Genomic DNA, 24,300 nt, shown 5'->3' on the forward strand with positions numbered 1-24,300 from the left:
TTCGCTGCTGTTCCACGAGTTCGATAGTGCCGTGTGTGCCGTCACCGCGCCAGTTCTCGATTCGGCCGGTCGAGGGGGATCTCGAGGTGCACCGTCTGGAATCCGTCGTGCGGACCGCGCGCGTCGTGGACGATGTGGCCGAAGGTGAGCCAGAACTCCAGGGCGCCCGGAGTCCGCGCGTCGGTGTGCAGGTACAGCCGGTCGAATTCCGGCGTGGCCCGGACAGTTTCGACGGCAGCGGTGACGAGTCGGGTGGCCAGCCCGCGCCGGTGGTGTTCGGGCCGGACGTAGACCCGGAACAGCTGGGCGGTGGTGTCGTCGGGATAGCGGCGTGCCAGCTCGGCCGGATGGGGTGGGTGCGCAGGTCCCTTCGCGCGGATCGCGGTGGTGCCGACGACGACTCCCTCGTGCTCGGCCACCCACAGCCGATTGCGCGGGTGACGCAGGTACGTGGCGTCGAGGTCGATCACGTCGTGGTGGTGTTCGGGCAGGTAGCCGATGCCGAACACCTGGTAGAAGGTGTCGAGCATGACGCTGCGCGCGCCGGTCAGGTCGGCGGGACCGGCCGGGCGGACGAGGTAGTCGGTGGTGGTCGCGGTCATCGCAGGCCGGCCAGTTCGCGGTCCAGCACTTCGAGACCTTCTACGGCGACCGGTCCCGGACCGGTGTAGCCGAAGGGTGCGACGATGATCCGGTTGTCGCGGATGGCGCGCAGCCCGGCCAGCTCGGGGCGCTGGCGAAGGGTGGTTCGCACCGATTCGGGGGTCTGGTCGCCCTGGGTGAGCAGGATGATCACCTCGGGGTCCTGGGCGATGAGCGTTTCGGTGTTGGCTTCGAAATTGCGTTTGGCGATGTCGCCGTAGATGTTGGACAGCCCGAGGATGCGCATCTGTTCGTGGACGGTGCTCTGGGAGCCGTAGGCCTTGAGCTGGGCCCCGTCGCGCGACAGGATCAGCGCGGCCGCACGTCGAGGGGTCGTTGTGCCGCTGTGCTTTTCGGTGACCGTTCGCACGCGCTGCCGCAGCGTGGCGACTTCGGCGTCGGCGGCCGCCGAGGTGCCGAAGAGCTTGCCGTAGAGCGAGATGTCGGCGAAGACGTCCTCGAAGGTGCCCGCCGCGTCGCGGCAGTAGCCACGGGTGACGATCAGCGGGATGTTCACCTGGGCAAGGTCGTCGGGGGTCACCGACAGTCCCTCGACGCTCACCACGAGGTCGGGGGAGCGGGCGATGATCTCCTCGCGAGCGAGTTCGGCTGTCGGGGCGGTGATCTCGATGTCTTTCAGGGCATCGCCGTACTGGCCGGGGAAAGCTGCGGCTTCGAAGGTTCGGGTGACGATGCGGTCGGCGGCACCGGCGGCGGCGAGCGTCGGCGCGGCGATGGAGCCGACGGTGACGACCCGCTGCGGTGGCGCGGCGAAGGTGACATCACGCCCACAACTCGAAACAGTCAGGGGGAAGCCGTCTTCCGCCGTGGTGGTGGCCGGTGCGGGCGCGCCGCAACCGGTGACCACGGCGGTGAGCAGCGCGAGGGCGGGGATCGCACGGTGGCGTGCGGAGGAGACACCTGTGAACACGGTGATCGGTATTCCTTTCGATGGAGCAGAAATCAGGAGGCGCGGGAGCGGCGGATCAGCAGCAGGAGCAGGGGCGCGCCGACGGCGGCGGTGACGATGCCGATCGGCAGTTCGCGCGGCGCGAAAACGGTGCGCGCACCCACATCGGCGATCACCAGGAACAGCGCTCCGAGCAGGGCACTCACCACCAGCAGGTGCCGGTGGGTTCCGCCGACGCACAGCCGCGCCACATGCGGAACGATGAGCCCGACGAAGCCGATCGCCCCCGCGACGGCCACCACCGCGCCGACGGCGAGCGCGACGATCAGCAACGCCCACAACCGGATTCGATTCGGGGCGAAGCCGAGCGTGCGCGCGGTGTCGTCACTCGCGGCGAGCGCGTCCAGGCGTGGCGCCATCAGCAGCACCGCCAGCAGGGCGCCCGCGACCACGGCGACGGTGGTCGCCACCGAGGGCCAGGCCGCCGGGGCGAGCGAGCCGAGCAGCCAGAACAGCACGGTCCGCGCGCCTTCGGGGCGGTCGGAGGCGAAGATCAGAAAGCTCGTGGCGGCCGAGAAGATGTAGCCGATGGTCACCCCGCCGAGCAGCAGGCGCAGCGAGGTGAGCTGCCCGTTGATCCGGGAGATGGCGAACAGCAGCACCGTGGCGATCAGTGCCCCGATGAACGCGCTCGCCGCGAGTGCGGCGGAGGTGGCCGCCGCGCTCACGCCGAACAGCAGGTAGACGGCGGCACCGGTCGAGGCGCCCGAGGTGACGCCGAGGATGTGCGGATCGGCGAGCACATTGCGCACGATGGTCTGCAGAACGGCGCCGGTGATCGCCAATGCGGCGCCGACGAGCGCGCCGAGCAGCACACGCGGCACCCGGACCAGCCAGACGATCGAGTCCTGCGCCGTGGTCCAATCGGGAGTCACCGGCCGGCCGAACGTGTGGTGGCCGATGATCCGGGCGACGGTGCCCGGCGGAACGGCCACCGGCCCGAGCCCGGCCGCCACCAACACGGTGACGGCGAGTGCGATGAGCAGCCCGCCGATCAGCAGCACTGTGCGCGTGCGGTGCCGTGCGTGATCGAGGTCGTCGACGATCTGCTCGACCTCCAGTGTCGCGGTCATCGCGTCGCCGCCTCTCGGGTCTCGGTCGACGGGGACCCGCCGTCATCGGTGAGTTCTGCTGAGCCGCCGTCAGTGTGGTCAGCCGGTGCGGGGTGGATCTCGGCGGCCTCCGCGACAACCGGGTTGTGTTCTTCCGCATCGTCGGCCGGCCCGAACAGGAGTTGGGTGGCGCCGAAGGCGGTGGTGCGGCGGACGGGGATGCGGTAAACGGGTTCGAGGGTTTCGGGGGTGAGGACCTCGTCGACCCGGCCCGCGGCGGCGACGCGGCCGTTGTCGAGCAGGACCAGGTGGTCGCAGTAGCGGGCGGCCAGGTTCAGGTCGTGCAGGACGACGATGGTCGTCGTCTTGTCGAGGCCGCGGACCAGGGCGAGCAGTTCGTGCTGGTAGCGGATGTCGAGGTGGTTGGTCGGTTCGTCGAGGAGCAGATGGTCTGCCTGCTGGGCCAGGGCGCGGGCGATGAGGACGCGCTGGCGTTCGCCGCCGGACAGGGTCGCGAAGGGGCGGTCGGCCAGGTCACGGGCGCCGACGCGGGCCAGGGCGGCGGCCGCGGTGATGCGGTCGACTCGTGAATACCCTTGGAAGGCACCGACCCAGGGCGCCCGGCCGAGCAGAACCGTCTCGGTGACCGTGATCGGTGTGTCCGGTGGTGATTCCTGGGCGACGACGGCCAGGCGTGTGGCGAGATCGCGTCCGCGTAGTGTGCCGACCGGCGTGGCATCGATCGTGATGGTCCCACCGGCCGGGCGCAGGGCGCGGTACAGCAGGCGTAACAGCGTCGACTTGCCCGACCCGTTCGGGCCGATCAACCCGACGGTGCTGCCCGGGTCTGCCCGAAAGCTGATGTCTTCCAGTGTGATTCGTCCGGCGTAGCCGAAGCGGACCTGTTCGATGGTGATCATGCGGGTAGCTCTCTGCTCGGGAGGCGCTCGTGCGGAAGCCGGTGTCCCCGGACCGGTCGGCGGGTGTGGTGCACGCTCACCGCGCAGCCGAACGAAGCGCAGAGCTTCTCCGCGGCAACGAGTCTGGTGCGATAGTCGCGGTCGTTCTCGCTCAGCAGGATTCCGGTCGTCGTGCCGCTGTGCGCGACGACGACACCCACCGCGCCGAGCGCGCGTGCTTCCCGGATGGTCGAGTCCAGATGCGGGCGGTGGCGGAACGCGGCACTGAGCACTGCGCTGCGGGTGGCCACCGCGCCGATCCCGGCCACGTCCCCGCGCACGATCGCGACACCGAGTTCGTCGAGCAATCCGGCGTATTCACGCTGGTGACAGGGGTCGAAAGACGGTTCGGTGCGGTTGAATTCGACAGTGTCGACCACGCCGCCCTCGTCGCCGGTGACGATGGTCAGCGGCGGCAGCGCGCCCAGGCGGGTGTGCAGACGCACCTCCCGATGGAAGTAGGCGACCGTGCCGGAATACATCACCCCGTCGGAGGGCTCGATGGCACGCAGGTCGGCTTCGAGTTCGGTGAGGCCGACCGTGCGGCCTTCGGCGTCGGCGACCGCGCGAGCTGTCGCCACCAGGTCGGCAGTGGAGCTGGCCAAACCTTTGCCCTCGGGCAGTTCGCTGCGCACGGTGAGTCGTCCACCGCGCAGCACCCGTGAGCGCGCCACCATCGCGCTCGCCAGGCGCCGAGCCTTCGACTTGTGCCCGGGGACGACGGTGATGTCGTCACCGCCTGGTTCGAAGACGGCGACGGAGCCGCGCTGGATGGGCAGCGTGACGAGGAAATGGCGGTCACCGTAGAGGACGCCTTGCAGCAGTTCCCCGCAGCTGCCGTTGGCGCGGCCGACGCCGATACCCGGAGTGTCGGCCGTCGGCGGTGTCCGGTGCTCGACGAAAGGCGTGCGCCACTCGCGCACCGGGTGGCGGGGATCAGTCATGTGCGGTCTCCCGAGTGAGCGATGTCGGCATCGGGCAGCACGGCCCGCCGATGCAGGCCGAGGATCGCGACCGCGGACAGCACACCCGTCCCGGCGCACAGCAGTGCGGGCGGCCAGGTGAGCGACCCGCCCGCCCAGTCGAGCACCGCGCCACTGAGCGAGGTCGCGACCACGGTGAACAGGCCCGATGCCAGGTAGAACGCCCCGAAATAGGTTCCGGTGAGCCGGTTTCCGGCAAAGCGGCCGATCGACTCGTTCACGAACGGCTGCACTGCCGTCACCCCGATGGCCAGCACCACCGCGCCCGCCACCACGGGAGTGACCCGCAGTACGGTCCCCGCGAGTCCGCTGCCCACGCCGGTGACGACACCCGCGGCGGCCGGGGCGATCAGGAACGACACGCCCATGATCGCCATCCCCGCCGCCATCGCGGGCCCGCGCCGAGGCCGACGGATGAGCACCGTGGTGACCCGAACCTGCAGGGCCACAACGGCTATGGTCTCCACCACGAACAGCGCGGCCACCGCCCCCGCGCGGTACCGGGGATCGGCGCTGTCCTGTGCCTGCAACGTGAGCAGAAAATAGATCTGGCTCTGCAACGCGAACATCGGCATCAGGGCGAGGGTGAACGCCCAGAAGCGGCGATCGGTGAACACGGTCGTGAAGTCGGCGCCGATCCCGCTCTCGTGCGCGGGCACCGGGCGCGCGGGCAGCAGCACCCACTGAACCACCGCCAGCACTACGAAAATCACGGCGGCGACCAGCGCGGATATCCGGAAGCCGGCCGCGATAAGCACGGTCCCCAACACCGGCCCGATCGCCGAACCAGCGTTGCCGAACACATTGAACAGCGCGAACGCCTCCGCCGACCGCGAACCACTGTCGGTGGCGATATACGCGCGCACGGCCGGATTGAACAGCGCGCCCGCGAAACCCGTGAGGATGGCCGCCGCGAGCACCACCGGCAGTGAACCACCGAGTGCGAACAACGCGAACCCGAGCGCCCGCACGGCCAGCCCCACCATGATCACGCCCCGCGCCCCCAGCCGATCCGCCGCCGACCCCCCGACGAGGAACAGGCCCTGCTGACTCAGATTGCGCACCCCGAGCACGACACCGACCACCGCCGCCGACAGCGCGAGGTCGTGCAGCAGATAGTCGGCGAGAAACGGGATCAGCAGGTAGAAACCGATATGCCCGACCAGATGATTGACCAGCAGCAACCGCACACCCTTGGGCAGCGCGAGGAAGGTTGTTCTCACCCGACCACCTCGGCAGCGTCATCCACCGCGGTGGCGGATTCGCGCACAGGCTCGGCGGTGCCGCGCACTTGGTCGGCGGGATCCTGCGCCCGGGACGGATCACGCATTTCGGTGGCCTGAGCCTGCGCGGCGGCATTGCCCTCTTTGCCGGTGAGCGCACGTGCCACCCCGGTTCCGGGTTCGTGGCCTTCGGCTGCGAGATGACGCGGGGCAGGGGTGGAGTGGCTCACCTCGGTGGTGAGCGCCGCCTCCGGGGTGCCAGGGCCGTGGCCTTCGGTAGCCGGATCGCCGGACGGAGCGGCAGGGTCGCGGACCACTGTGCAACGGCCCCAGCCGCTGACCTCGGCGCTGTCGGGGGTGAGGATGGTTGTGGGTTCTGGTGCGGGAGGGGCGAACAGGCCGTTCGCGCTGCACCAGGTGTCGTTGTAGATGGTTCGGAGGTAGCGGTGGGGGCCGTCGGGGAAGACGGTGAGTACGCGGGAATGCGGCTCGCGGTCGGCGATCCAGCCGGCGACCAAGGCAGCGGCACCGGTGCTCCAGCCGCCCGCGATTCCGGTGTGGGCCGCCAGTGCGCGGCAGGACGCGACGGCTTCGGCGGCGCCGACCCAGTGCACCTCGTCGAAGTCGGCATAGGCCACGTTGCGGGGGAGGATGCTGCTGCCGAGGCCGCGCATGAGCCTGCGGCGGTCCGGTTGCCCGAAGATGCGGGAGCCGACGGCGTCGACGCCGACCACCCGCAGCCGAGGCCAGCGGGTACGCAGGACGCGGGTGAGCCCCGCACAGTGGCCGCCGGAACCGATCGAGGCGACGAGCACATCGACGTCGTCGACCTGCGCGAGGATCTCCGCGCCCATGGCCTGGTAGCCACCGGCATTGTCGGGGTTGTCGTACTGGTCGGGCCAGTACGCGCCGGGCGTCGCGGCCAGCAGTTCGGCGAGTCGGTCGAGCCTGGCCTGCTGCCAGCCGCCGGTCGGGTGCGGGGTGGTGACCACCTCGAGGGTGATGCCGAACGCCGAGAAGAGACCGCGCAGGTCCGGTTCCAGTTCGTCGTCGACCACGAGCACGATCGGGTGACCGAGCGCCTTACCTGCCAGTGCTAGACCCAATCCGAGAGTGCCGCTGGTCGATTCGATGATCGTGGCGCCCGGTGCGAGTTCGCCTCGCGCGGTCGCCGCCCGCATCATCGACACAGCCGCACGGGCCTTCATCCCCGCGATGCTCGCCGATTCGAGTTTGGCTGTGTACCAGGCGTTTCCGGTGGGAACCTGGACGACCGGGGTGTTGCCGATCAGCTGCAGCAGGCCGGGTTGCGGTGCGGTCATGAGAGCTCCCGGTAGGTGACCAGGGTGCTCGCGGCACCGTCGAGAGAGAAGAACGGGTAGGGCTCGGCCGAGATCGCGTGCACGCCGGCGCCGAGGAACCAGGGCAGCACCGCGCTGCCCGTCTGGGCGAAGAGAACCAGGGGTAGTCCCCGCTCGCGCGCGATGGCACGGAATTCGTCGAATGTGCCGTTGCCCAGGGTCATTCCGGTGACGAGCAGCGCGTCGTAGTCCGACGGAGCCGTCGCCACGGAGTCGAAGATCGGTTCGCCCCACTCGGTGACGCCACCCGCCAGATCGCAGGGCACATAGGCGATGCCACGGTCGCGCAACTCGGCCAGCAGCGAACCGACCACCCCGACCACCAGCACCTTGGTGACTTCGGAAGGGAGCAGATCGACGACGGTGTTCGCGCGGCGCCGCGATTTCGTCAACGAGGTCGGCCCCGCCACCACCACGGGGCTACCGTGCAGACCCGCTGCCTTCGGATGCGGGTGCACATGCATCAGATAGGCATCGAGCGCCGCGACACGCACCGCCCCGACCTGGTGTTCGAGCAGGTCACCGACGGTCGCCGCGACACAGTCGTCGATCAGCTCGCCGGTGGCCGAACCGGGTTCGAGCCCGCACGAGCCGACCGCCGCACCGACCCGGATGCTGAGCACCTCGTTGCGGTAGGCGCGGGTGCGTCCCGCGTGCCTGGTGCCGTAGGTCGTGAGAAAGGCGGTCGATGCCTTCAGAGTGTCGGGGTCGGGGCCGAGTCGCCCGGTCCGTGCCCACGTGGTGAGCTCGGCCACCGAGGCGGGATGCGTCTGGATCACGCGACACCGCCGTCGAGCTCGACACGCAGCTCGGCGATCAAGGAATTCGCGAGTTTTCCTGCCTCACCGGTGTTTTCGGACGTTACGAGGACGTGACCGAGGTAGGTGTTGTTGTCGGTGGCCGGGCGGACCTCGGCGCCGGGCTCGGGGAGTTTGTGTTCCACGATGCGCGGATCGTCGGCCCAGCCGGCCACACCGGCGACACGGGTCACCACGCCTGCCCGGTCGGGCACGGCGAAGGCGACGGCGGCGCTCCCGGCATCGGTCTGCCGTGGGGTGAGCTCGGGTGTCCCACCCAAGACGGCCTCGACATGGACCCTGGTGAGGTCGATGCCGGTGACCCGGCGGACCAGTTCGGTGATCCGGTTGCCCGCGGGTCGTGGATTCACCTCGATCAGGCCCGGCCCGTCGGCTGTGAGCTTGACCTCGGTATGGGCGACGGTCGCGTCGAGACCGAGCGCCTCGACCGCCGCCACGGCGGTCTCGGTGACGGCCCGGCGATCGGTAGCCGACAGGTCGGCCGGGAACATATGGCCAGACTCGATGAAGGCGGGGGCGCCGGTGAGCTGTTTGTCGGTCACCCCGACGACAGTGGTCTGCCCGGCGACGGTCACCGTTTCCACACTGAATTCCGGTCCCTGCACGCATCTTTCGATCAGCACCTGCGGTGACCTGCGCTGCCCACGCGCGTTCACCGGGAACCCGGCGATGCGCTCCATCGCGGCGCGCAGCTCGGCGTCGCCGTCAACCCGGCACACGAACATCCCGCCACACAGGTCGATCGGCTTCACCACCAGCGGATAGCCCAATCGAGCTGCGGCACCGAGAATCTCGTCCATCGTCTCGGCTACGGCGAAGTCGGGCCCGGGGACTCCGGCCGCGCGACAGATCTCGCGGGTCCGGTACTTGTCGCACGCCGCGACCACCGCCTCCCGGCCGGGGCCGGGCAGGCCGAGATCGGTGGCGATCGCGGCCACCGTCGGCAGGTAGTAGTCGCACGAGGTGAGTACGCCGTCGAAACCGAAGAGCTCGTGCAGCTTTCGCACATACGGCAGCAGCGCGGCCTCGTCGTTGGTCTCGGCGGTGAACACATTGTCAGCGGCCAGCAGCGGGTGCGGCGACGGTGTGCCCGGGCGCAGGTAATGCCCGAGATCCCTGGTCAGGAAGCTGAATCGGTGTCCGCCGTCCTTGATTCCCTGCGGCAACAGGGTGCTCATCGAGCCGACCCAGCTCTCCACCATCAGCAGATGTCCCACTACGACCTCCCAGCCTCATCGAGATGATAATGATAACCATTATCGCTAGGATTGCCACCGCCGGTCACCGCGATCGGCTGAAATCGATGAGGAATCACCCATGTTCTTGAAGAAAATCGCTGTGCCCGTGGCCCTCTCGCTGTCCGCTCTGGCCGTCACCGCAGCCGGAGCCCAGGCGGAACCCGCGGCACCGCGGCCTGTCGAATACACCGCGCACACCGACGGCACCACCTCGGTCATCGAGATCGAGCACGGTTCGCTGGTGGTCGACAACGGCACCCTGCAGGTGCGCGACGCCGCGGGCACCGTCGTCGGCGCGACGCCGCTGACCTTCGCGATCGACGACTTCCAGTTCCCCATCGACGCCCGGGTCGACGGTCGAACGGCGACCCTCACCCCCGCGCTGAGCATGGACAAGGCCGTGTACAAGCCGGTCGCCCTGCCGTTCGAGGACAAGGCGCCGTGGAAGTCCGAATACGACCGTGAACAGGCCGCCTGGTCCCGGATGACGAGCACCATCTCCATGGGCGCCACCATCGGCACCCTCGTCGGTGGCATCGGCGGCGCGGCCCTCGGTTGCCTCGCCGGTGCCGCCGCGGGCGTCGTGCTCACCGGTGCCCTGCTCACCCTGTTCGGTGCGGGACCGCTGGCCGGTTGTGTCGCGGGTGCGGCCGCCGTCGGTTTCCTCGGTGTTCTCGCGGGTCAGATCTTCGTCACCGCGCCGGTCGCCATCGGCGCGGTGATCCAGTACGTCACCACGATCAACCAGCCGTTCACGGCGCCCGCCAAGTAGGCACACCCTCGTGCGGCTCGCCCACTGCCGGGCGGGCCGCACTGTCTGGCCGAAGTTCGTTACCCGCGCGTACGGTCGCGATTAGGCTGCGGTCATGAGCTCTGCCGTCCACGGATTCACCGACGACGCCCTCGGCGACCACGACGCCGTCGGCCTCGCCGCCGCACTGCGCGCCGGGGAGGTGAGCCGGGCCGAGGTGATCGAGGCCGCGATCGCCCGGACCCAGGCCGTCGACCCGCGCCTCGACGCCGTGCAGGTGCGCAGCTTCGAACGGGCCGCCTCGGCACCCGAAACCGCCGGGGTGTTCGCCGGCGTGCCCGCCTTCGTCAAGGACAACACCGATGTCGCGGGGCTGCCGAGCTGTCACGGGTCGGCCGCGTTCACGCCGCACCCGGTGACGGCGACCAGCGGGCCCGCCGCGCAATTCCTGCACTCGGGTGTGGTCGTGCTCGGCAAGTCGACGCTGCCGGAGTTCGGGCTCACCGCGAGCACCGAGTTCGTCCACCGCCCGCCGACGCGCAACCCGTGGAATCCGGAGTTCTCGGCGGGCGCGTCCTCGGGCGGGTCGGCGGCGCTGGTCGCGGCCGGGGCGGTGCCGATCGCCCATGCCAACGACGGCGGTGGTTCGATTCGGATTCCCGCCGCCGCGACGGGTCTGGTGGGCCTGAAGCCCACCCGGTACCGGCTGCTCGACCAGCCGGGCGCGCGCAAACTGCCGGTGCACCTGGTGGCCGAGGGTGTGCTCACCCGGTCGGTGCGCGATACGGCGTACTACCTGGCCGCGGTCGAGAGTTTCGGTGCCCATCCGAAACTGGTGCCGGTGGGGCTGGTGGAAGGGCCGAGCGCGCGACGACTGCGCATCGGCGTGGTCACCGCGGACGTGTTCGGCAGGCCGGTGCATCCCGACAACCGGGCCGTCCTCGATTCGGCCGTCCATGTCTTCGCGGGTCTCGGGCACGAGATCGTCGCGAAGCGGCTGGAGGTCGACCCGCGCTTCGTCGACGACTTCAAGCAGTACTGGGCGGTGATGGCCGCGGCGATGACGCTGTCGTTCCGGCTCGGTCATCGCGGACGCTTCGACGCGCGCAAACTCGACCCGTTCACCACCGGCCTGATCGGAATGGCCAAACGCAACCCACTGGGTTCCGCGGCGGCCGCATGGCGCCTACGCGCCGGAACCGCCGCCTACGACCGGCACTTCGCCGATATCGATGTGATGCTCAGCCCGGTGCTGTCGCATCCGGCGCCGCGCATCGGTGAGCTGGCGCCGGATCAGCCGTTCGACGACCTGTTCGCCAAGCTCGTCGACTATGTCGGCTTCACGCCGCTCAACAATGTCGGTGGGGGACCGGGCATCTCGCTTCCGCACGGACTGCTGCCGACGGGTCTGCCCGGCTCGGTGCAGCTGGCCGCCCCGCGCGGCGCGGAGCGAACCCTGCTCGACCTGGCCTACCAGCTGGAAGCGGCCAGCCCGTTTCCCCGGATCACCGACCGTCGCGCCGACGCGGGCGCGGCCTGAGGGCTCAGTTGTGGCGGGTCGCCACGTTGATCGGGCGGAGGCTGCCGGTGGTGCCCGCCTCGAACGCCCAGTGCTCGCCACGCCAGGTGGGGTGCTCGGCGCGCCAGCGGTCCACCAGCCGCGGGTCTTCGAGGGAGGCGACGACACCGGCGGAACCGGTGTACTGCAGCCGTTCGTACTTGTGGCGGGTGATGGTGTCGACCGAGGTGGCGGTCGCTAGAGCAGACATTCGAACTCCGAGATAGCGGGAACGGTGCGTGACGAGGCACTGCCCGGACCGGCGGCCCGGGGTGCTGCGGTGGCGCGTCACCGCTCGCAGCCGAGTATGCCGCTCGTCGCGATGCCGCGCGCGGGTTTCGAAAATCCTGTTGTTCGGATTAACGGATACCTGACAACAGATCGTTCGTCCGCCGCGAAGGGTTACGCCCTCACCAGCTCGGGCGGACCCGACTCGGGGCGACGACCCGCGCCAATACGTCCCTGACCTGGTCGAGGTCACCCGCGCCAAGGGTTTCGGACCAGTTTTCGGTGAGTTTGCCCAACGCCGCGTCGGCGGCGCGAGTGCACGCCCAGCCGCGATCGGTGAGCGTGATGAGCCGGGCGCGCGCGTCGCGTGGGTGCGGATTGCGTTCGACATAGCCCTTGGTGACCAGTTCGTCGACCAGTTGGCTCGCCGCCTGCTTGGTGACGCCGAGATGCTCGGCGATCTCACCGACGGTCGCCCCGTCGGGTGCCATTCGCACGAAGGCGAAGCCGTGTGTGGGCCGTACATCGGGGAAGCCGGCCGCGGCGACCCCGGCCTGGACCGCATCGGTCACCTGGGCGGCGGCCGCGAGCAGCAGTAATGGGAGGTCACCGGCAGGGGGCACGTTCGTCATTCTGGCACTTGACGGGATGGGAAAGCTACTTGACTATATAGACAAGTAAATTGACCAATAGGAGACGCAATGCCGGTAGTCCGTTCCGCCGACGCCCAGGTGCACGAAGTGCACAACGCCCGCTTCACCTCATTGATCCGCCCCGGTACCGGCAGTGCCGACCTGTGCGTCTGGCAGACCGAGGTCGCGCCCGGCACGGCCGGAGTCGCCCACCGGATCCTCGGAGAGGAGGTATTCGTGCTGCTCACGGGCGAAATCGTCCTCACCATCGACGGCGAGGCGGCCACCCTGCGACCCGGTGATGCAGCCGTGGCACCCGCCGGTTCCCTCATCGCGCTCACCGACGAGGCCGGGACTGGCGCGCGGCTGCTTGTCGCCGTCCGGACCGGCTTCGCCGCGGAGTTGCCGGATGGGTCGACCTTCGTCCCGCCCTGGGCATCATGACCGTTCACCACCGCTGTTTCGGTGGCAGAACTTGAAAGTTCGGTCACCCGAACAATATAATTCCGGGATGAAGGTTGGGTTCCACCGCTCGTCGCGGATGCTCGCGGCGTGCGTGCTGAGTGTCATGGTGTTCGCGCTCACCGCCTGCGGTGGCGTCGGCGCGTCCGACGACGACCGAAAGGTGGTCCTCACCACCTTCACCGTGCTCGCCGATATGGCGCGCAATGTGGCCGGTGAGCATCTACGGGTCGAGTCGATCACCAAGGTCGGCGCCGAGATCCACGGGTACGAGCCGACGCCGGGGGACATCAAGAAGGCCGCCAAGGCCGATCTCATCCTCGACAACGGCCTCAATCTCGAGGCCTGGTTCGCCCAGTTCGTCGCCGACCTCGAGGTGCCGCATGCCGTGGTGAGCGAGGGCGTGACGCCGATGAACATCAGCGAGGACGCCTACGCGGGCAAGCCCAATCCGCACGCGTGGATGTCGCCGGTGAACGCGCAGATCTACGTGGACAACATGGTTCGCGCGTTCACCGACCTCGACCCCGACCACGCCGAGGCCTACCGCGCCAACGGCGAGGCGTACAAGACCCAGCTCGGTGCGGTCCGTGACGAGCTGGTGGCCGCCGTCAGCACGCTGCCCGCCGACCAGAAGGCCCTGGTCACCTGTGAGGGAGCGTTCTCCTACCTGGCCCGCGACGCGGGACTGACCGAGAAGTACATCTGGCCGGTCAACGCCGAACAGCAGGCCACACCGCAGCAGATCGGATCGGTGATCGACTTCGTCCGCCAACGCGGGGTGCCCGCCGTGTTCTGCGAGTCGACGGTGTCGGACGCGCCCATGCAGCGCGTGGTCGAGGCGACCGGTTCGCGCTTCGGCGGCACGCTGTATGTCGACTCGCTGTCGGAGGCGGACGGCCCCGTGCCGACCTACCTCGACCTGATCCGGCACGACGCCGACACCATCGCGGCGGCACTGGCAGGAGCACCGAAATGACCGAGCCGGTAGTCGAAATCCAGGACGTGACAGTTCATTACGGTGATGTGCTCGCCCTCGACAACGTCGAACTCACCTTGAAATCGGGTCGGGTGTGCGGCCTGATCGGGATGAACGGGTCGGGTAAGTCGACACTGTTCAAGACCGTCATGGGACTGGTGACGCCCGACCGCGGCCGGGTGCTGGTCAACGGTGGCGCGCCCGCCGCCGCACGCAAGGCGGGCGCACTCGGGTACGTGCCCCAATCCGAGGACGTGGATTGGACTTTCCCGCTGTCGGTGCGCGATGTGGTGATGACCGGGCGCTACGGGAAGATGGGGTTCACCCGGCGCGCGAGCAAGGCCGACAAGGCCGCCGTGGAGGAGGCGCTGGCCCGGGTCGAACTCACCGATTTCGCCGACCGGCAGATCGGGCAGCTCTCCGGTGGCCAGAAGAAGCGGACCTTCGTGGCGCGCGGTATCGCGCAGGAGGCGACCATCCTGCTGCTGGACGAACCGTTCGCCGGTGTCGACAAGCGCTCCGAGGCCACCATCACCGCATTGCTGCGTGAGCTCGCCGCCGGTGGTGCGACGATCCTCGTGTCCACCCACGACCTGCACGCGCTGCCTCGATTGGCCGACGAGGCTGTGCTTTTGAACCGCCGGGTGCTCGAACACGGCGACCCCGACGTGGTGTTGCGGCCCGAGAACCTGGCCAAGGCGTTCGGATTGGACACAGACCAGTGAACCTCGAAGAATTCTTCCTCGACCCGTTGCGCTACGAATTCATGGTCCGAGCGCTGGCGACCACCGTCACCGCCGCCGTGGTGTGCGCGGTGCTGTCGTGCTGGCTGGTGCTGATCGGCTGGTCGCTGATGGGTGACGCGGTGTCGCACGCGGTACTGCCCGGGGTGGTGCTCGCCTACATCGTCGGCTGGCCGTTCGCGGTGGGTGCGGTGATCTTCGGGTTCCTCGCGGTCGCGTTGATCGGGGTGGTGCGCGATACCAGCCGGGTGAAGGAGGACGCGGCCATCGGGATCGTCTTCACGACGCTGTTCGCGTTCGGGTTGGTGCTGGTTTCGGTGACACCGAGCCAAACCGACTTGAACCACATCGTTTTCGGCAATCTGCTCGGGGTGAGCCGCGAGGAGATGATCCAGATCATGATCCTCGCGGCGATCGTGCTCGTGGCGTTGGTGCTGAAGCGGCGCGACTTCACCCTGTACGCCTTCGACGCCACCCACGCCCACGCCATCGGCCTCAACCCCCGCGTGCTCGGCACCGCGCTGCTCGCACTGCTCGCCCTCACCTCGGTGGTGGCGTTGCAGGCGGTGGGAGTGGTGCTGGTGGTGGCCATGCTCATCATTCCAGGTGCCACGGCCTACCTGCTCACCGACCGTTTCTCGCGGATGCTGCTGATCGCGCCGACCGTGTCGGTGCTGTGCGCGGTCACCGGTCTGTACATCAGCTACCACCTCGACACCGCCGCGGGCGGGATGGTGGTGGTCACCCAGGGCGTCGCCTTCACCCTGGTCTACCTGTTCGCGCCGCGCCACGGCATCATCGGCCGCCGCATCACCGCGAGCCGGGCCCGTTCGGCCAAGCTCGCCGTCTGAACCTGTCGGTGCGTTTTGAGATGATCGGGTCATGACAGTCACCGGGGACGACGTCCGCTCGTTCGCCTTGTCCCTGCCCGGCACGGCGGAGGAATTCGCCTGGGGCATGCCGATTTTCAAGGTCTCCGGCCGCCTGTTCCTCACCCTCCCCGAGAACGAGACCTCGATGGCCGTCCGCTGCCCGATCATCGACCGCGACGAACTGGTCCAGGCCGAACCCGCCAAGTTCTGGATCGCCTCCCACGAGGCGAACAACGCCTGGGTCCGCGTCCGCCTCTCAGCCCTCGACGACCACGACGAACTCACCGCCATCATCACCGACTCCTGGACCCAGGCCGCCCCCCGAGCCCTCCTGGAGTCTCATGAGTCCGCTACCAACTAGGGTGGCGGGTCTTATGGGAATCAGCGCTACTGTGCACACTTTTGCTATTCAGCTCGCCGATGTGGATCGGGGGGTTTATGAGGAGTTGGAGTTGCGGGTGGCGCGGCATCCTTCCGAGACGCTCGAGTACATGGTGACGCGGATTCTGGCGTACTGCCTGCAGTACGAGGAGGGGATCGTGTTCAGTGAGGGTGGGATCTCGGCTACCGACGAGCCCGCGGTGCAGGTGCGGGATCTGACGGGGCGGACGACGGCCTGGATCGAAGTGGGGGCGCCCGACTCGGAGCGGATTCATCGGGGGAGCAAGCTGGCTGGGCGGGCGGCGGTGTACACGCATCGGGATCCGGTGAAGGTGCTGGCGCAGTACGCGGGCAAGAAGATTCACAACGCGGCCTCGATCCCGCTCTACAGCTTCGATCGGGCGTTCATCGACGAGGCCGCGCGGCTGGTGGACCGGCGCAATTCCGCGAGCCTGTCGATCACCGAGGGTGTGGTGTACCTCGACCTCAACGGAACGAGCCTGCGTACCGAGATCATCGAACAACCGCTGGGCTGACTCCCGCCCGTCGCGCGCGGCCGACGGGTATTTTGGCGGGAACCCGTGTCGTCGCGGGGGAGTGGAGGTCGTGGTGGCGACAGTGATGAGTCGGTTCGTGATTCCGGGGTTCCTCCGTGTCGCCCGCCGCAACCGCAACTACATCAATGCCGAACGCGCCGAGGCGAATATCCGCGAACTGGCGCTTCGTCCTTTGCCTTACGGCCCACCGCGCACCCTGCGCGGAGTCGACATCACCGTGGTGCGCGAGGCGGGTTGGCCTGTGTACACCCTCACCCCGCGCGCCGGTAGAGCACGCGGCGGTCTGGTCTACGCGCACGGCGGTGGCTGGGTCGGAGAGATCGCGGTGCAGCACTGGCGCCTGGCCGCCATGCTCGCGATCCGCGCCCGGCTCAGGGTGACGGTGCCGATCTACCCGCTCATCCCGTTCGGCACTGCCGCCGAGGTGATACCCCGCGTGGCCGACCTCGTCCGCACCAGCGCCGACGAACACGGCCCCACCTTCCTCGCCGGTGATTCGGCCGGCGGCCAGATCGCCCTGTCCACCGCACTGCACCTACGCGACCTCGGCGCCACACTGCCGCGCACCGTCCTCATCTCCCCGGCTCTCGACCTCACCCTCGAGAACCCGCAGATCGATGTCGTGCAGCAGCGCGACCCGTGGCTCGGTCGCGACGGCGGCCTCGTCTACGGCCGCCGGTGGAGCGGCGAGCTGCCGATGAAGGACCCCATGGTGAGCCCCCTGTTCGGCGATCTCACCGGCCTCGGTCCGATCACCCTGTTCACCGGCACCGACGACATCCTCAATCCCGATGCCCGCTTGCTGCGGGACAAGGCGCGCGCGGCCGGTGTCGACCTGGACTTCATCGAGAAACCGGGTCTGGTGCACGTGTATCCGCTGACCCCGAGTCCCGAAGGCGCAACGGCCCGCCGCCACATCGTCACCACGCTGTGCGCGGATCTCAATGGCGCACAGGATGTTTCACCTCAACGCTGAGACAGGTGATAGTTGAACAGGATGGTCAGCTGGGTGACCGCCTGATCGAACGGATGCGCCGACTTGAGCGCCCGGCTGTGCACGATGGTGCCCTCGATGGTGGTGAGCAGGAACCCGGCCAGTGACACCGCCGTCGCCCGTTCGATCCCGGCCGCGACGATGCCGTCGGCCAGACGCGCGGTCCATTCGGCGAAGGCCTGCCCGGCGATCGACTGCACCACCGGATCGCTTTCGTCCAGCGCGGCGGCCATCATGAACGAACCCGCCCGGAACTCGCTCTGTTCGAGCGGCACCCGCCAGAAGGCGAACAGGTCGGTCAGCCACTGCTGCGCCGACGGCGCGGTCTGCAGGGCGTCGGCCACGGCGCTGACGTGCGAGTACACCAGCCGCGACACGATGCGGGCCGCGGTCTGCACCAGTTCGCTCTTGCCGGAGGGAAAATGCTGGTAGAGCGAGTTGCGTGAGGTATTGCTCCGCTTGAGCAGTTCGCTCAACGCTGCCGCGTGCACACCGTGCTCCTGCACGGTCGCGATGGTGTGCTCGATCAGTCGGGCGCGTGGTCCGGCCGGCATCCGACTCTCCTCCCCGAAACGCTTGATTGAACCGATCGGTTCATGTTAGACCTTATGACGGATGAACCGATCGGTTCACATGGAGAGGATGTCATGCCAACCCCCATCGCCACCTCGATTCCGATCACCCACACGGGAATTCTCGGCCTCGGCGTGTACCGGCCGCGCCGCGTCGTGCCCAACTCGGAGATCGTCGAGGCCATCGACTCCTCCGACGAATGGATCAAGACCCGATCCGGCATCGCCGCCAGGCACTGGGCCGAAGACGACGAGACCATTGTGTCGATGAGCACCGCCGCCGCCCGCGACGCCCTCACCGCCGCGGGCATCACCGCCGACCAGGTCGACGCCGTGCTGCTGGCGACCTCGTCGCAGATGGTGCTCGGCCCCTCGGCGGGTGCGGTGGTCGCCACCGAACTCGGCATGCACGACACCGCCGCCTACGACATCTCCGCCGGGTGCGCGGGGTTCTGCTACGCGCTGGCCGATGCCGCCAACCTGGTCCGCTCCGGTCAGGCGCGCCACGTGCTGGTGATCGGTGTGGAACGGCTCTCGGACCTGCTCGACCGCACCGATCGCGGCACGGCGTTCATCTTCGCCGACGGCGCGGGCGCGGTGGTCGTCGGCGCCGCCGAGCAGGAGGGGATCGGCCCGGTGGCGTGGGGCTCGGACGGGTCACGCACCTCGGCGATCAAGCAGGACAAGGACTTCCAGGAGTACTTCGCCGAGGTGGCGGCCGCCGAGGCCAGTGGCGGTACGACGGTGCGGCCCTACATCCGGATGAACGGCACCGAGGTGTTTCGCTGGGCCGTCACCTTTCTGGAGCAGGCGTGCCGGGAGGCCTTGAAGCTGGCCGGTGTCACCGCAGCCGACCTGGACGCCTTCGTGCCCCACCAGGCCAATATCCGCATCACCGACGCGCTGGTCCGCACCCTCGACCTGCCCGACACCGTCGCCGTGGCGCGCGACATCGTCGACACCGGTAACACCAGTGCCGCCTCGATTCCGATGGCCATGGAACAGTTGCTGCGCACCGGCGCCGCCGAACCCGGCCAGACCGCGTTGCTGCTCGGCTTCGGTGCGGGTCTGGCGTACGCGGGCCAGGTGGTGCACCTGCCACCGATCGTCTAGCCGGTGAAGCGCTTCTCGCTCTCGCCCAACATCTCCAGCGCGCATCGCACCGACTGCTCGAGCACCTGCTCGGGTTCGCCGTCGAAATCGCGATGCACGGCCCAGGAGGTGTCGCGGGTGGCGACAGCGCACCACACCGACCCCGCCGGTTCGCCGTCCTGATCGCCCGGCCCACCGACGCCGGTGGTCGCGGCGGCGATATCGGCGTCGGTCAGGGCCCGCACGCCTTCGGCCATGGCCAGTGCGGCCGTCTCCGATACCACCGGCACGTCGGGCACGCCGAGAACGGACTGCTTCACCGTCACGGAGTACGCGACGACCCCGCCGCGGAACCATTGCGCGGAGTCGGGTGCCGCCGCGAGGGCGGCGGCGAGGTTACCGCCGGTGAGGGATTCGGCTACGGCGACTGTCAGCCCGTGACGCTTGGCGAAGTCGCCGACATCTGCTGCGGTGGTGATGATGGCCTCCTCTGACGCGCCTGATCGCTCACTGGAACAGCGTAGGCCGCTCCGTCGCGGATGCCGAACTCGAACCGGCACGGGAACAGCGACGGCAGGCCGGTGGCGCGCAGGTCGTAGTTCGCGGCGAGGGTCTGCATGGCCCAGTTCTGCAAAGAATCCGGCAGTCGCAGGGTGGTGCCGTCGACGCAGGAAACATAGGCGTGGGTCTGTTCACCGTCGACCGGAAGCGGGTTGCGCAATCCGACCGCGCCGATGTCGAGAATTCGTCCGGAGTTGTGGGGAGAAGCGACGCTCGGCAAATCCAACTCGATGTCGTCCATGTGGGAAACCGTAATGCAGCAACTATCCAGGGAACATCGAAATCATGCCCCCTATACCGAACTTCGCAACATTGGCTGAACGCCGCATGTGTGACGATCGGACTGCGCCCATCGCAACACCATCGCAAAGAACCGGAAATCTTCTCGTTCCGTGAGCTTCATCGCCGGGTCCTCGACTGGTTCTCACCCCGCCATGGGGCGCGTGAATGCTTCGATCCGGCCCTCGACGCGCCCTGCCAGGTGCCGACGTCGAGGCGATACCGCTCGAACCTGATGAGGGGAAGAATGACAATCAAACGCTTCTACGTGGCCACGGCCGCCGCGGTCGCACTCGGTGGTTTCGCCGCCGGTTCCGCCGGCGCCGACGCTTTCGTCCCGCTGCCCGACGGCCAGAAGGCAGGCCCGGGCGTGACGATCACCCGCACCGCCGAGCGCGCCACCGTTTCGCCGTCGCTGGCGGCCAACGGCGCCGGCCGCGTCGCCTGGGTCTCGGGCACCGTTACCGCCGACGTCACCGCGACGCCGGAGGGCGAGGTCGGCCCGTTCAACGGTCCGTCGGGCAAGGACGGCTCCAACAACTCCTCCACCCACGGTGCCTCGCAGCTCAACACCGGCTACATCGTCGGTTGCCAGGTGGCCATCGGTGACGACGCCATCTCCGCGGGCGTCTCCGGCGGCATCGACCTGTCCGGCGGCAGCATCGGCGGCTCGGTCGGCCTCGACCTGGGCCCCGGCGAGGTGAAGTTCGTCCAGATCGAGAAGAAGGACATCCTGAAGGCGGGCGTCTACTCGGTCGAGTACCAGGACGTCGAGATCGAGATCCAGGGCTGCGCCGGTTACGCCCAGGCCCGCGCCTACTCGGTCGTGGAGATCATCGGCGACCACTACTCCAAGACCACCCTCTACGGTGCCCCGTTCAGCATCGGCTGAGCGCATCCGACTTCGATCGCAAGGAATGACACACATGATCGACCGTAAGAATTCGGCCCGCATGGCCGGTCTGGTCGGCGCGGCCGCCGTGACCTTCGGCCTGCTGTCCGCCGGTGCCGCCAACGCCGACACCTTCGTTCCGCTGCCCGGCGGCGAGATCGTCAAGACCCTGTCCGACGGCTCGACCGTCACCGTTCGCCTGGTCGGCGAGTCGGCCCTCATCAGCCCGTCGATGGGCTCGACCCCGGTGCACCGCAACGCGTGGGTGTCCGGCTCCGCGCAGGTCGAGGTCTCCGGTAACGCCAAGGGCGGCAAGATCTACCCCGGTTACGTGGTGGGCTGCCAGGTCAACATCGACGGCGGCGGCGTCGAGGGTGGTGTCGAGGGCGAGAGCAGCTGGGACGGCGAGGACGTGAGCGTCGGCGCCGAGTCCGGTGCCGAACTGAGCCTCGGCCCCGGCCAGGCCAAGTCGTTCTACATTCTCGACATCGAGAAGGCCGACGACTACGGCAACGAGGACCACGGCACCAACAACAAGTTCAAGGGCAAGAGCGGCTCGGTGACCTGGGCCGACTCGACCATCGGCCTGAGCGGCTGCGCCGGGTACGCCCAGGCGCGTGCCTTCGTGAAGGTCAAGGTGGAGACCGAGAACGTGAGCTCGGTCGTCACCCTGTGGGGCCAGCCCTTCAGCATCGGCTGATCCTGACAACCCCAGCGGGGCCCGGCGTCCGAGTGGCGCCGGGCCCCGCCGCGTTGTGACGAGAAGTCACCGGTGTCGGTGTCGCGCGACGACTTCGGGAATCGGCCGCGTGCCGTGGCAGCGCGACTTGTCCTCCTCCAGCCCGAGGCCGTGGCGATCACCCGACCCGGTGACCGTGACGAGAATGGATCACTTTCATTGCGGCGGCTCGGACGTTTTCTTTGCGATCACGTGACGATCCAGCGCGGGCAGTGTCAACTCGAAGCGCGCACCACCGCCCGGCCGCTCCGAGCAGCGGATCCGGCCCTGGTGTCCCGCAACGGTTTCGGCGACGAGAGCCAGGCCGATGCCGGTGCCGCCCGTGCGACGCGAGGCGGTGACGAAGCGTTCGAAGATGCGTTCGCGGTCGGCCGCCTCGACACCGGGGCCTTCGTCGTCGACGGTGACGCGCACGTCGTCGCCGTCGCGCTCGACGCGCACCGCGGCCACACCGCCACCGTGACGTTCGGCGTTGACGAGCAGGTTGAGCAGGGCGCGTTCGAGTTCCATCCGCCGCCCGCGCACCAGCCCCGGGTCGGTGGCCGTGAGCACCTCGGCCACGACGCGACGGCTCGCGAGCAGGTGGGCCAGCAGTTCGGCCAGCGACAGCGGCGCCGGGTCGGAGCGGTGGATGCCCGCCTCGGCGCGCGCGAGGGCGAGCATGTCGTCGAGCAGACCGCGCAGGTAGGTGGTCTCCTCCACGAGCAGTCCCAGGGCGGCGCGCGGTCTTTCGGACAGTTCGTCGCGATGCCCGGCCAGCACGGTCGCGGTGGTGGTCAGGGTGGTGAGCGGGGTGCGCAACTCGTGACTGAGGTCGGAGACGAGCCTGCGTTCGCGTTCGATGCGCCGCTGCAGGGAGTCGACCATGGCGTTGAAGGCCTCGACGGTCGGCGACAAATCGACGTCTTCGGGCCGCGACAAGCGCAGGTCGAGGTCGCCCGCGGCGATGCGCGACGCGGTGCCCGCCACCTGGCGCAACGGGCGCAGCGCGAGGTGCGCGGCCCAGGCGCCGAGCGCGGCGGCCACCGCGACGGCGAGCACCGCGCAGGCGAAGAGGATGGTGCGCAGCATCTTCAGGGTGTCCTCCAGCTCGCGCAGCGGCGCGAATTCCTGGAGGACGGCACCGTTTTCGACGTAAGTCGCGGTGCGCAGATAGGGCTCGCCCGCGATGCGCACACGGGTGGCGGGCGAGGGCACCTCGGCGGCCCGTTCGAGCGTGGCGACGGTGGCCTGGTCGGCCCCGAGCACGCCGGTGCCCGTTGTGGTGTCGAGGAGGGCGATGGTTCCGGCGGGCAGCCGCAACGATTCGAGGGCCTCCTGCCCCGTGGCCAGCGATTCCATCCGCAACCGCAGGATCTCGGCGTGCACCCCTACCGCGCGTTCGACCGTCCGAACCCGTTGGGACTCCATGTAATTGGTGCTGATGGCATACACCGAACCCGACAGCAGCACCGCGACGAGGCTGGCGCTGAGGACGAACGCCGCTGTTACGCGACCACGCAGGCCGCGTAACCGGGTGGGCAACTCAGGACCCGGCATCGAGGCGATAGCCGAGCCCGCGCACGGTGACGATCAGGCGCGGTTCGGCGGGATCGCGTTCGATCTTGGTGCGCAGGCGGCGGATGTGCACGTCGACGATGCGGTCGTCGCCGAAGAACCCGCGGTCCCAGATCTTGTCGAGCAGCACCTGCCTGCTCAGCACGAGCCCGTCGTTCTGTGCCAGTTCGCACAGCAACCGGAATTCGGTGAGCGTCAGGTGCACGTCTTCGCCCGCCAGCCGCACCGAACCGCGCTCCGGGCAGAGGATGAGCTGCCGGTCGGCGTCGAGGACGAGTTCGACCACCTCGCGTTCGGTGTTGTTGCGGGTGCGTCTGCCCACGGCCCTGATCCGCGCGGTCAGTTCCTTGACCTCGAAGGGTTTGGTGACGAAGTCGTCGGCGCCCGCTTCCAGGGCGGCGACCACGTCGTGGGTGTCGTCACGGGCGCTGACCACGATGATCGGTACGTCGTGTTCGCGGCGCACTTCCCGGATGCAGGTGAAACCGTCCATGCCGCCGAGCATGAGGTCGACGATGAGGACGTCCGGCACGCCGACTTTGTGCACGTGTTCCAGCGCGTGTTCGGCGCTTTCGGCCTCGGCGACGATGTACCCCTCGTCCTCCATCGCCAGCCGCAACGACTCCCGAACCCGGGTGTCGTCCTCCACGATCATCAACTGCGCGCTCATACCGGGCCCAAATATACGGTCAGCTGGGGCAGGGCGACGGTCGGGTGATCGGCGAAGATCGGGTCACCGATCATCGTGAACTCCCAGCCCGTGCCGGTGCGGTGCAGTTTGCCGAGGACGAAGCCGGTGTGCGAGGTGGCGCTCGACAGGTCGACGCGCACGAGCTCGACCCCGGTGACGCTGTCGGCGACGCGGCAGAAGCCGTTGACGACCTGCTCGAAGGTCTGTCCGGTGTAGCAGGTGACGAGGAAGACGATGGTGCTGGTCGCGGCGTCGACGCGGGTGAGGTCGACGGTGATGATCTCGTTGTCGCCGTCACCGTCGCCGGTGACGCTGTCGCCGAGATGGCGCAGGGCGCCGTCCCGGGAGGTGAGCTGCTCGTGGAACGCCGCGTCGACGAAGTCGTTGCCCGCGAATGCCAGGGCCGTCACATTGAGGTCGATGTCCTTGCGGGTATTGCCGAAGGGGCCGCTCGGAGGCGCGGGGTCCCAGCCGAGGCCGACGGTCACGTGGGTGAGAGACATGGTGGAGCTCC

At 68.7% G+C, this 24,300-nt stretch carries 28 protein-coding genes and 1 pseudogene; 12 read left to right on the top strand and 17 right to left on the bottom strand.

Annotated features, from left to right (window positions below; translation table 11 throughout):
• Positions 1 to 41: 41 nt before the first annotated feature.
• The 9 genes and pseudogenes from ACWEVR_RS18310 to ACWEVR_RS18350 all read right to left on the bottom strand — a co-directional run bounded on the left by ACWEVR_RS18310 (position 42) and on the right by ACWEVR_RS18350 (position 9,225).
• On the bottom strand, positions 42 to 602 hold the full coding sequence (locus tag ACWEVR_RS18310; RefSeq protein WP_067642682.1) for a GNAT family N-acetyltransferase: 561 nt from the start codon (positions 600 to 602) through the stop codon (positions 42 to 44).
• Positions 599 to 1,573, bottom strand: coding sequence for an ABC transporter substrate-binding protein (locus tag ACWEVR_RS18315; protein ID WP_452467912.1), 975 nt, complete (start codon positions 1,571 to 1,573; stop codon positions 599 to 601). The genes ACWEVR_RS18310 and ACWEVR_RS18315 overlap by 4 nt, the downstream gene beginning before the upstream one ends.
• A gap of 32 nt (positions 1,574 to 1,605) precedes the next feature.
• Positions 1,606 to 2,685, bottom strand: coding sequence for a FecCD family ABC transporter permease (locus ACWEVR_RS18320; RefSeq protein ID WP_452467913.1), 1,080 nt, complete (start codon positions 2,683 to 2,685; stop codon positions 1,606 to 1,608).
• A complete protein-coding gene (locus ACWEVR_RS18325) occupies positions 2,682 to 3,584 on the bottom strand; it encodes an ABC transporter ATP-binding protein (RefSeq protein ID WP_452467914.1) in 903 nt (300 codons plus the stop codon). The genes ACWEVR_RS18320 and ACWEVR_RS18325 overlap by 4 nt, the downstream gene beginning before the upstream one ends.
• Positions 3,581 to 4,567, bottom strand: coding sequence for a GHMP family kinase ATP-binding protein (locus ACWEVR_RS18330; RefSeq protein ID WP_452467915.1), 987 nt, complete (start codon positions 4,565 to 4,567; stop codon positions 3,581 to 3,583). The genes ACWEVR_RS18325 and ACWEVR_RS18330 overlap by 4 nt, the downstream gene beginning before the upstream one ends.
• Positions 4,564 to 5,829: an MFS transporter gene (locus tag ACWEVR_RS18335; RefSeq protein WP_452467916.1), complete on the bottom strand. Its 1,266-nt coding sequence runs from the start codon at positions 5,827 to 5,829 to the stop codon at positions 4,564 to 4,566. Before ACWEVR_RS18335 ends, ACWEVR_RS18330 begins: the two co-directional genes overlap by 4 nt.
• Positions 5,830 to 6,128: 299 nt before the next feature.
• A pseudogene (locus ACWEVR_RS18340) lies at positions 6,129 to 7,151 on the bottom strand (PLP-dependent cysteine synthase family protein); the annotation flags it as partial.
• On the bottom strand, positions 7,148 to 7,969 hold the full coding sequence (locus ACWEVR_RS18345) for a hypothetical protein (RefSeq protein WP_452467917.1): 822 nt from the start codon (positions 7,967 to 7,969) through the stop codon (positions 7,148 to 7,150). The gene ACWEVR_RS18345 and the pseudogene ACWEVR_RS18340, both read right to left, overlap by 4 nt.
• The gene (locus tag ACWEVR_RS18350; RefSeq protein WP_452467918.1) at positions 7,966 to 9,225 is read right to left on the bottom strand and encodes an ATP-grasp domain-containing protein; all 1,260 of its coding nucleotides are present in this window, start codon (positions 9,223 to 9,225) and stop codon (positions 7,966 to 7,968) included. The genes ACWEVR_RS18345 and ACWEVR_RS18350 overlap by 4 nt, the downstream gene beginning before the upstream one ends.
• 100 nt (positions 9,226 to 9,325) lie before the next feature.
• Between ACWEVR_RS18350 and ACWEVR_RS18355 the strand changes: the two genes are divergently transcribed.
• Both ACWEVR_RS18355 and ACWEVR_RS18360 read left to right on the top strand, forming a co-directional pair.
• Complete coding sequence (locus ACWEVR_RS18355; protein ID WP_067642667.1) at positions 9,326 to 10,018, top strand: hypothetical protein; 693 nt, start codon at positions 9,326 to 9,328, stop codon at positions 10,016 to 10,018.
• A 94-nt stretch (positions 10,019 to 10,112) separates the two neighbouring features.
• Entirely contained in the window at positions 10,113 to 11,537 is a 1,425-nt protein-coding gene (locus ACWEVR_RS18360) for an amidase (RefSeq protein ID WP_452467919.1), read from the top strand.
• Positions 11,538 to 11,541: 4 nt separating this feature from the next.
• Here the strand turns inward: ACWEVR_RS18360 and ACWEVR_RS18365 are convergent, their stop codons facing one another.
• Positions 11,542 to 11,766, bottom strand: a complete 225-nt coding sequence (locus tag ACWEVR_RS18365; protein ID WP_067642662.1) for a hypothetical protein — start codon at positions 11,764 to 11,766, stop codon at positions 11,542 to 11,544.
• A gap of 199 nt (positions 11,767 to 11,965) precedes the next feature.
• Entirely contained in the window at positions 11,966 to 12,415 is a 450-nt protein-coding gene (locus ACWEVR_RS18370; protein ID WP_452467920.1) for a MarR family winged helix-turn-helix transcriptional regulator, read from the bottom strand.
• 69 nt (positions 12,416 to 12,484) lie between these two features.
• Between ACWEVR_RS18370 and ACWEVR_RS18375 the strand changes: the two genes are divergently transcribed.
• The 7 genes from ACWEVR_RS18375 (at position 12,485) to ACWEVR_RS18405 (ending at position 17,385) form a co-directional block, all read left to right on the top strand.
• Positions 12,485 to 12,859 (top strand): cupin domain-containing protein, encoded by a 375-nt coding sequence (locus ACWEVR_RS18375; RefSeq protein ID WP_452467921.1) that lies wholly within the window; start codon positions 12,485 to 12,487, stop codon positions 12,857 to 12,859.
• A gap of 67 nt (positions 12,860 to 12,926) precedes the next feature.
• On the top strand, positions 12,927 to 13,856 hold the full coding sequence (locus tag ACWEVR_RS18380; RefSeq protein WP_452467922.1) for a metal ABC transporter substrate-binding protein: 930 nt from the start codon (positions 12,927 to 12,929) through the stop codon (positions 13,854 to 13,856).
• Positions 13,853 to 14,581, top strand: coding sequence for a metal ABC transporter ATP-binding protein (locus ACWEVR_RS18385; RefSeq protein WP_067642650.1), 729 nt, complete (start codon positions 13,853 to 13,855; stop codon positions 14,579 to 14,581). Before ACWEVR_RS18380 ends, ACWEVR_RS18385 begins: the two co-directional genes overlap by 4 nt.
• A 41-nt stretch (positions 14,582 to 14,622) precedes the next feature.
• The gene (locus ACWEVR_RS18390; protein ID WP_210740780.1) at positions 14,623 to 15,450 is read left to right on the top strand and encodes a metal ABC transporter permease; all 828 of its coding nucleotides are present in this window, start codon (positions 14,623 to 14,625) and stop codon (positions 15,448 to 15,450) included.
• Positions 15,451 to 15,481: 31 nt separating this feature from the next.
• Positions 15,482 to 15,832 (top strand): MmcQ/YjbR family DNA-binding protein, encoded by a 351-nt coding sequence (locus ACWEVR_RS18395; protein ID WP_067642645.1) that lies wholly within the window; start codon positions 15,482 to 15,484, stop codon positions 15,830 to 15,832.
• A 13-nt stretch (positions 15,833 to 15,845) separates the two neighbouring features.
• Positions 15,846 to 16,388: a YaeQ family protein gene (locus ACWEVR_RS18400; protein ID WP_452467923.1), complete on the top strand. Its 543-nt coding sequence runs from the start codon at positions 15,846 to 15,848 to the stop codon at positions 16,386 to 16,388.
• Between the two features lie 85 nt (positions 16,389 to 16,473).
• Complete coding sequence (locus ACWEVR_RS18405; protein ID WP_452467924.1) at positions 16,474 to 17,385, top strand: alpha/beta hydrolase fold domain-containing protein; 912 nt, start codon at positions 16,474 to 16,476, stop codon at positions 17,383 to 17,385.
• On the opposite strand, the gene ACWEVR_RS18410 is transcribed toward ACWEVR_RS18405, so the two are convergent.
• Positions 17,376 to 17,957 (bottom strand): TetR/AcrR family transcriptional regulator, encoded by a 582-nt coding sequence (locus ACWEVR_RS18410; RefSeq protein WP_067642643.1) that lies wholly within the window; start codon positions 17,955 to 17,957, stop codon positions 17,376 to 17,378. The two genes, ACWEVR_RS18405 and ACWEVR_RS18410, sit on opposite strands and share 10 nt — an antisense overlap.
• Positions 17,958 to 18,050: 93 nt before the next feature.
• On the opposite strand from ACWEVR_RS18410, the gene ACWEVR_RS18415 reads away from it, so the two are divergent.
• Positions 18,051 to 19,088, top strand: a complete 1,038-nt coding sequence (locus tag ACWEVR_RS18415; RefSeq protein ID WP_452467925.1) for a beta-ketoacyl-ACP synthase 3 — start codon at positions 18,051 to 18,053, stop codon at positions 19,086 to 19,088.
• On the opposite strand, the gene ACWEVR_RS18420 is transcribed toward ACWEVR_RS18415, so the two are convergent.
• Positions 19,085 to 19,549, bottom strand: coding sequence for a CinA family protein (locus ACWEVR_RS18420; protein ID WP_452468079.1), 465 nt, complete (start codon positions 19,547 to 19,549; stop codon positions 19,085 to 19,087). The two genes, ACWEVR_RS18415 and ACWEVR_RS18420, sit on opposite strands and share 4 nt — an antisense overlap.
• Positions 19,498 to 19,869, bottom strand: a complete 372-nt coding sequence (locus ACWEVR_RS18425) for a hypothetical protein (protein ID WP_157105087.1) — start codon at positions 19,867 to 19,869, stop codon at positions 19,498 to 19,500. Before ACWEVR_RS18425 ends, ACWEVR_RS18420 begins: the two co-directional genes overlap by 52 nt.
• A 285-nt stretch (positions 19,870 to 20,154) precedes the next feature.
• Between ACWEVR_RS18425 and ACWEVR_RS18430 the strand changes: the two genes are divergently transcribed.
• Both ACWEVR_RS18430 and ACWEVR_RS18435 read left to right on the top strand, forming a co-directional pair.
• Positions 20,155 to 20,799, top strand: a complete 645-nt coding sequence (locus ACWEVR_RS18430; protein ID WP_452467926.1) for an MspA family porin — start codon at positions 20,155 to 20,157, stop codon at positions 20,797 to 20,799.
• 34 nt (positions 20,800 to 20,833) lie between these two features.
• The gene (locus tag ACWEVR_RS18435; RefSeq protein WP_067496968.1) at positions 20,834 to 21,499 is read left to right on the top strand and encodes an MspA family porin; all 666 of its coding nucleotides are present in this window, start codon (positions 20,834 to 20,836) and stop codon (positions 21,497 to 21,499) included.
• A 195-nt stretch (positions 21,500 to 21,694) separates the two neighbouring features.
• On the opposite strand, the gene ACWEVR_RS18440 is transcribed toward ACWEVR_RS18435, so the two are convergent.
• From ACWEVR_RS18440 to ACWEVR_RS18450, 3 genes are read right to left on the bottom strand one after another with little or no spacing between them, the layout of a single operon-like run.
• The gene (locus ACWEVR_RS18440; protein ID WP_452467927.1) at positions 21,695 to 23,077 is read right to left on the bottom strand and encodes an ATP-binding protein; all 1,383 of its coding nucleotides are present in this window, start codon (positions 23,075 to 23,077) and stop codon (positions 21,695 to 21,697) included.
• Positions 23,064 to 23,765, bottom strand: a complete 702-nt coding sequence (locus ACWEVR_RS18445) for a response regulator transcription factor (protein WP_452467928.1) — start codon at positions 23,763 to 23,765, stop codon at positions 23,064 to 23,066. The genes ACWEVR_RS18440 and ACWEVR_RS18445 overlap by 14 nt, the downstream gene beginning before the upstream one ends.
• Positions 23,762 to 24,289 (bottom strand): TerD family protein, encoded by a 528-nt coding sequence (locus ACWEVR_RS18450; protein WP_452467929.1) that lies wholly within the window; start codon positions 24,287 to 24,289, stop codon positions 23,762 to 23,764. Before ACWEVR_RS18450 ends, ACWEVR_RS18445 begins: the two co-directional genes overlap by 4 nt.
• Positions 24,290 to 24,300 lie beyond the last annotated feature (11 nt).

This window comes from Nocardia sp. NPDC003979 (assembly GCF_053605015.1).